Here is a 5,449-nt window from a genome sequence, read left to right on the forward strand (position 1 = left end):
GACACCGAGCGGCCGTGGCGGTCGCCCACTCCATCATGACCATTGTTTACCATCTCCTTACGCGCGGCGAGGATTACAAAGATTTAGGGAGCCACTACTTTGAAGAGCGACAAAAAGAAACCATAATAAAGCAAGCGGTTCGAAGGCTCGAGAATCTTGGTTTTCAAGTAGCTCTCACCAACTCAACCGCGTCGTAACCTCCTCCTTTCACATAAAGACCAGAAAGCACAGTTTTTAAAAAAACACAAAAGCTGGGCTTAGTTTCGTATTGCCATTTTTTTATCTAATGCTATGAGAAATTTTCGGGGTAGCGTAACGCGGCCACCGATAGATGCCGGCAGCCGCATTCGTACGTTTTTATGAAGCTATCGTTATCCTTTAGTTCAACAACAAACTCCTTTACTTGCGGTACGGTTCTTCGCGATGTTTGTAACTGCAAGTTTAATGCCATCCTTTACCGGTGGCCCTTTTTTGATTCAAGAATAAACATAGACGCATCGTGTCCCATGAATATTTTACTTCCAGTATAAAAAGTTTTGAATTGAATATCCCTATACCCTATTTTAGTCATAATGTCGGTTAGCTCTCCTGGATTAAATCCGTTATGAACAATATCTGAAACTATTTTTTCATTTTTATTAAAATCTACGATTAGTAGATGTCCTCCTTCATTAAGAACATCAAATAATCTTGATAAAACTAATTCAACATCATGAATATGGAGAAGAACCTGAGCCATAAAAATATAGTCGGCATGTAAATCGGATAGACTTTCCTTTTCAAAGTCAAAGCATAATGTATCTACATTCTGAATATTAAAAACAGTTATTTTTTGCTTTATTTGATTAATCATGTTTTGTGATGTATCCAGAAAAAGTATAGAATTAAACTCGTTTAACAAGCTCATTCCGACAAGACCAGTTCCACACCCAAAATCAATAGCATTCTTACTTTTAGCGTCAACTAAATAATTACGGATGGCATCGGATGATACCTTTGCCATTTGGATTCTTTCAGGAGTGTCATATATATTAGCTATCATTTCAAACTTATCAGTATTTCCCATTATTATCTCTCCAATCAGCTTTAATAAACAAGCCTGAACACTAAAAAAACTTGTCCTTATTTAGGATACGATTCTGCATATCACATTTCAACTAATCTGCCAGTTAGGTGAACAAAGTATCTGCAACGACAATAAGCGATGGATCGGTTCCATCGCCGCGCTATCGTACTCGTTTCTTCAATGAAACTCGTAAGCATAGTTTCCTAATTTTTCTCTAAAATAACAAGTGAATAAACTGTTGCTCCTCCCTCACCACCTGACATTGCACTCTGAGATACAACCTTCCATCCTTCTTGCAAAAGTTGATTTAATTCACTTAAGTTATTCTTTTTATCGTTAAAATAATGAACTACGATTGCCTTTTGCATGAAATACACCTCCAGATGCCCCATTATATCATACATATTATTCCACAAACCTGCCCTTTAGTTGATTGCCCCCATTTTACTTCGGCAAAAGGGTCAGGTTCTTGTCGTCCGACAGCAGTAGTAAATTGCGAGGAAATATGTACAAAAAAAAGCGACTCTTTTGAGTCGCCAAATTTGCACAGGTATTATTTCATAATCTAATCAAAATTGCCGTTGGGATAGAATTGAACCTCAAAAGAATTAGCCGTGTCCTTATCTTTAAAGAGAGTGGCTTCCGCATAAACAACATTTTTATATGTAATTTTCACGAAACGTGTTTTAGCAAAATTTATATCGCCTCTAATATTGTTTTTCAAATGGTCAAATATCATTGATTTCTTCGTAGTGTCGGACAAGGCCTTATATCTGAGCAAGTCTTTGTCGTTAGCAATGTCTAATATTACGATTACCTCATCTGAGCCTAATGTAGATTGTTCTTTTTGAGTAATTAGCTTTTCTTTGAGTCCAGACATTACAGTAGCTCTATTCGACTTTTCACCTTCATATTGAAGCTGGACAAAATCTTGCCACAAGCCCTTTTTACCTTCTTTTGCTTGCTTCTCTAACTTCAAAAATTCACTACGATATTTTAAGCTTAAAGGAGCGGTTGAAGTACCGCTTGTAGTAGAGGTCTTTGCATAACCTTCAGAAAGCATAGTTTTGTTGAACATTTCATTTTCAAACCAAACAAACGCTACAAGTGTATTTGTCTTAGTATCCCTTTCATATTCATCAAACTCAAGAGTAACTTCTTTGCCTTCAAGTCTTTGTTTCGTGTATTCGAATGCTTCGACTGAAAATGGTTGTTTTTCATTACCTTGCTGCTCAAAATTTGGAGCATCAATGCCACTAAGTCTTAGAGTATCTTCTTTCTCTCCGAATTGAATTTGAAGCAAGTCACCTTCTATTACTCATATTACTTTTGCTATAACGGGTGCGGTGATTTTAGCGGTATTGGTTTCACTTATATAGGTTACTTCTGCACCAAGCGATTCCGAAAGAAGTCTCAATGGAACGAATGTTAATCCATTAATAGTCAGCGGTGCAACATCAGCGATTATTTCGCTATTATTTACAGTTACTTTTTTATCATTTAACGTTAAATTAATTTTTTTATTTGACCGAACAACCGTGATTGTTTGTAGTTCCCCGTTCCAAGTAACCGTTGCTCCAAGGGCTTCAGCGATTTTCCGAAAAGGAACCATTGTTGAGCCATCAACTGTCACAGGTAGTTGTTCAAAATAAATGGGATTATCATTAAGAACTATCTTTATTTTAGATTGTTCATACTTAACCCCGCCATCTGAGTAAAGAGTACAATTCCAAATTCGTTTGTAATAGTCGGTGTATTCTGTACTTCGTTGAAATTCATCGGTTACATGTGTGCAGTATGAAGCTGGTTCTTTTTCATTTTCAATAAATGTAGATTTCTCAACTGGTGCTAATGGAGTCGTATCTTCATAGCTATCAGTATCATTTGAGGAAGACCCTGCGCTGCTACTGCTACCCCCCCCATGATAATGATACCCTGTACATAATCCCTTTGCTTTTGATTGTGCTGAACAGTTATGCCCCCCGTTAGAATCTGTTCTTCCCGGATGTGCGCTTACGAAATTCGATAATGAAAACATTAGAATGAATCCAAATAAAAGAATCGTTCTTAACATACTCTTTTTCCTCAACTTCCACAATTATTCTTTTAAATTATTACTTCTCTGATAATACATTACTCAAACCTTTATAAACCCATTAAGAATGCCAGGATACCACTAGAGACTAATAGATAAAAGGTTTCAAACACTCGTATGGGAGCTTTGATACTTTGTATAAGTCGATATAAGACAAAAAATATCACTCCAAAATAAATTGAAATAAGCAATAATAGCATTTATCTCTCCTCCACAAAACTGCCGTCCAACACTGCAGCCTGTGATGGTGTAATCATATCCATTAACAATCCTGTAGGTGTTAGTAGATTCAATTTGCTGATTCTACCTCTGCCCAGCATTCTACTCACAAGCAACACCATCGCCGTCCCGGTCAAGTTTCGTGCTGTATCCGGGGTCATCTTTACGAATAGGCGCTTTACCGGCTGCTTTTACTTCTGCGCAACTGTTGAACTGAACTCGAGGTTTAGGTCCTGTTTCCGTGGCAGGTGCTACTGGAGTAGCTGCTCCACCGCCTTCAAGGACGAATAGAACCCGAGTCCCGTCAGTGTATGCCTCTAACTGATTGCCAATATATGACCCAGACCCACGGTTATCGGAAGAAGGGACATACTCAACGTCCGCGCCCGTCCCACCTTCAGCGCACATTGCCATCGGCCACTCGTCACGATCGTATCCGTCTTTAGTAGGTATTCCTTTTAGTGATTCTTGACGATTTTCATCAGCCCCTTTGCGATCTATGGTACAAACAGCTGATTCACCTTTTTCTATTGCCGCCTTAATGTGAGCTGCGGTTCCGGGGTATTTATATACCGGGAATGTAAGGATAACATCATATTCTTTTGTAAACAACGTAACCGTACTCGTCTCTCCATTCCAGCCGACAATAGCGCCAAGAGCTTCGCTAACGAAGCGAAGAGGGACTAGAGTATTCCCTTCAACGATTTGACCAGGAACACTAAGAGTAATAGGTATTTGATTCTTATAGGCTTCTTTGGCTCCTACAGTTAAAATAATAGTGGTATCCCCTTTAACCGCGGTAACCGTTTTTGAATCCCCGTTCCATTCTATGGTTGCTCCGAGTGACTCAAATATTTTTCTTAATGGAACCAGCACGCTTCCATCGATATTCGCCGGCGGTACTTCAAAGGAAAGCTTCTTTCCATCAAGCAGTACCGAAATTTCTGGTTGCTCTGCATTTGATACGCTAATCATGGAGAAAAATAGCGAAAACAACGTTAGAAGCAGCACGATCTTCTTTCTCATACCTCAAACTCTCCCAAATGTATTTTATTGACTAGAATTACGATCACAGCGAAAATTCGCAAGGAGCTGGCCTCCCAGGTGACACGCGGCAAGCTCCCAACTATCGTCTCGCGTTAGTTTAATTCCGAGATCCCTCGGGCAGACCGAGGGGGTATAGCCCCAATGCTTTAATATGATGTTATGTGATGTCACAGACCTCTTCGATAAACCTTATAAAATCTATTCATTCCACATTCTTGTTACTTCTTCTAATTTTAAGTCCTCGAATTGCATTTTATAGATATCTGGTTTCTTTAATTGATTCAAAAACTCCAAGCCAAAAGCTGGATCAAAATGATTCATCATCAAAGTCATTACAAGACCATGAGTCCCGATTGCTATTTTCTTCCCTCTGTGCTCTTTTAATATGGGTTTTAGAACTGAGATTGCTCTTTTCTGACAATCAGCATTAGACTCTCCACCCGGCAAGGTATAATTAGGGTCATTAAAACTCTCTCTGATACTAGACATTAACTCTACATTTTCAATAATATTAGATGCAAAATGACGTTCTCTAAGATCTTCAAATACTTTTATATCTAACTTTAAGTGCTCGGCCAATCCCTCAACACTAAGAATTGCTCGAGTATAAGGACTTGATATAATTATGTCTATTCCTTCACCTACAAGTAACTTCGTTACTTTTTCAATATCGATCTTTCCTTTTGGGGTAAGCCCTCTTGTTCTTTCATTTCCTTCATTGTATGGTGATTCTCCATGCCTAACCATATAGATAATTGTCTTCATACAGGGCTCCTTTGATGCTTTCATTAAATATCACACTGTGATTTCACATAACGTTATATTCACAAAGTTTATAAAATTATCCAACTCAGAAAAATATTCGAGAAACAATTGAACTATCCTGCCCGTTAGCTTAACGCGGCTTCCGAATTATGACGGCTTTCGGTTTATAACTGGACATTTTGCTAAGTAGATCGTTAACCCTCTTCTGTGTAATGGGACTTAGAAAATGAAGCTTTATTTGCAAGCCAAATTCATTC

5 protein-coding genes and 3 pseudogenes are annotated in these 5,449 nt (G+C 38.4%); 1 reads left to right on the forward strand and 7 read right to left on the reverse strand.

Features of this window, described 5'->3' with window-relative positions:
* Positions 1–197 (forward strand): annotated as a pseudogene (locus tag ACFQI7_RS37495) (IS110 family transposase); the annotation flags it as partial.
* Positions 198–454: 257 nt separating this feature from the next.
* On the opposite strand, the gene ACFQI7_RS37500 reads toward ACFQI7_RS37495, so the two are convergent.
* From ACFQI7_RS37500 to ACFQI7_RS37530, 7 genes and pseudogenes are all read right to left on the reverse strand, one after another.
* Entirely contained in the window at positions 455–1,066 is a 612-nt protein-coding gene (locus ACFQI7_RS37500; RefSeq protein ID WP_218103524.1) for a class I SAM-dependent methyltransferase, read from the reverse strand.
* Positions 1,067–1,269: 203 nt separating this feature from the next.
* Positions 1,270–1,434: a hypothetical protein gene (locus ACFQI7_RS37505; protein WP_218103523.1), complete on the reverse strand. Its 165-nt coding sequence runs from the start codon at positions 1,432–1,434 to the stop codon at positions 1,270–1,272.
* A gap of 197 nt (positions 1,435–1,631) precedes the next feature.
* Complete coding sequence (locus ACFQI7_RS37510) at positions 1,632–2,369, reverse strand: thermonuclease family protein (protein WP_218103522.1); 738 nt, start codon at positions 2,367–2,369, stop codon at positions 1,632–1,634.
* A gap of 15 nt (positions 2,370–2,384) precedes the next feature.
* Positions 2,385–3,140 (reverse strand): copper amine oxidase N-terminal domain-containing protein, encoded by a 756-nt coding sequence (locus ACFQI7_RS37515; RefSeq protein ID WP_218103520.1) that lies wholly within the window; start codon positions 3,138–3,140, stop codon positions 2,385–2,387.
* Between the two features lie 342 nt (positions 3,141–3,482).
* Positions 3,483–3,581, reverse strand: a pseudogene (locus ACFQI7_RS37520) (excalibur calcium-binding domain-containing protein); the annotation flags it as partial.
* A 75-nt stretch (positions 3,582–3,656) separates the two neighbouring features.
* Positions 3,657–4,406 (reverse strand): annotated as a pseudogene (locus tag ACFQI7_RS37525) (stalk domain-containing protein); the annotation flags it as partial.
* A gap of 219 nt (positions 4,407–4,625) precedes the next feature.
* The gene (locus ACFQI7_RS37530) at positions 4,626–5,192 is read right to left on the reverse strand and encodes a histidine phosphatase family protein (protein ID WP_218103518.1); all 567 of its coding nucleotides are present in this window, start codon (positions 5,190–5,192) and stop codon (positions 4,626–4,628) included.
* Positions 5,193–5,449 lie beyond the last annotated feature (257 nt).

The sequence above is a fragment of the Paenibacillus allorhizosphaerae genome, from assembly GCF_042659105.1.
In the GTDB taxonomy this organism is placed as follows: domain Bacteria; phylum Bacillota; class Bacilli; order Paenibacillales; family NBRC-103111; genus Paenibacillus_G; species Paenibacillus_G allorhizosphaerae.

Coding starts and splice junctions, on each gene's coding strand:
- ACFQI7_RS37500 (WP_218103524.1), bottom strand. CDS start 1,066: ATGGGAAATACTGATAAGTTTGAAATGATAGCTAATATATATGACACT.
- ACFQI7_RS37505 (WP_218103523.1), bottom strand. CDS start 1,434: ATGCAAAAGGCAATCGTAGTTCATTATTTTAACGATAAAAAGAATAAC.
- ACFQI7_RS37515 (WP_218103520.1), bottom strand. CDS start 3,140: ATGTTAAGAACGATTCTTTTATTTGGATTCATTCTAATGTTTTCATTA.
- ACFQI7_RS37530 (WP_218103518.1), bottom strand. CDS start 5,192: ATGAAGACAATTATCTATATGGTTAGGCATGGAGAATCACCATACAAT.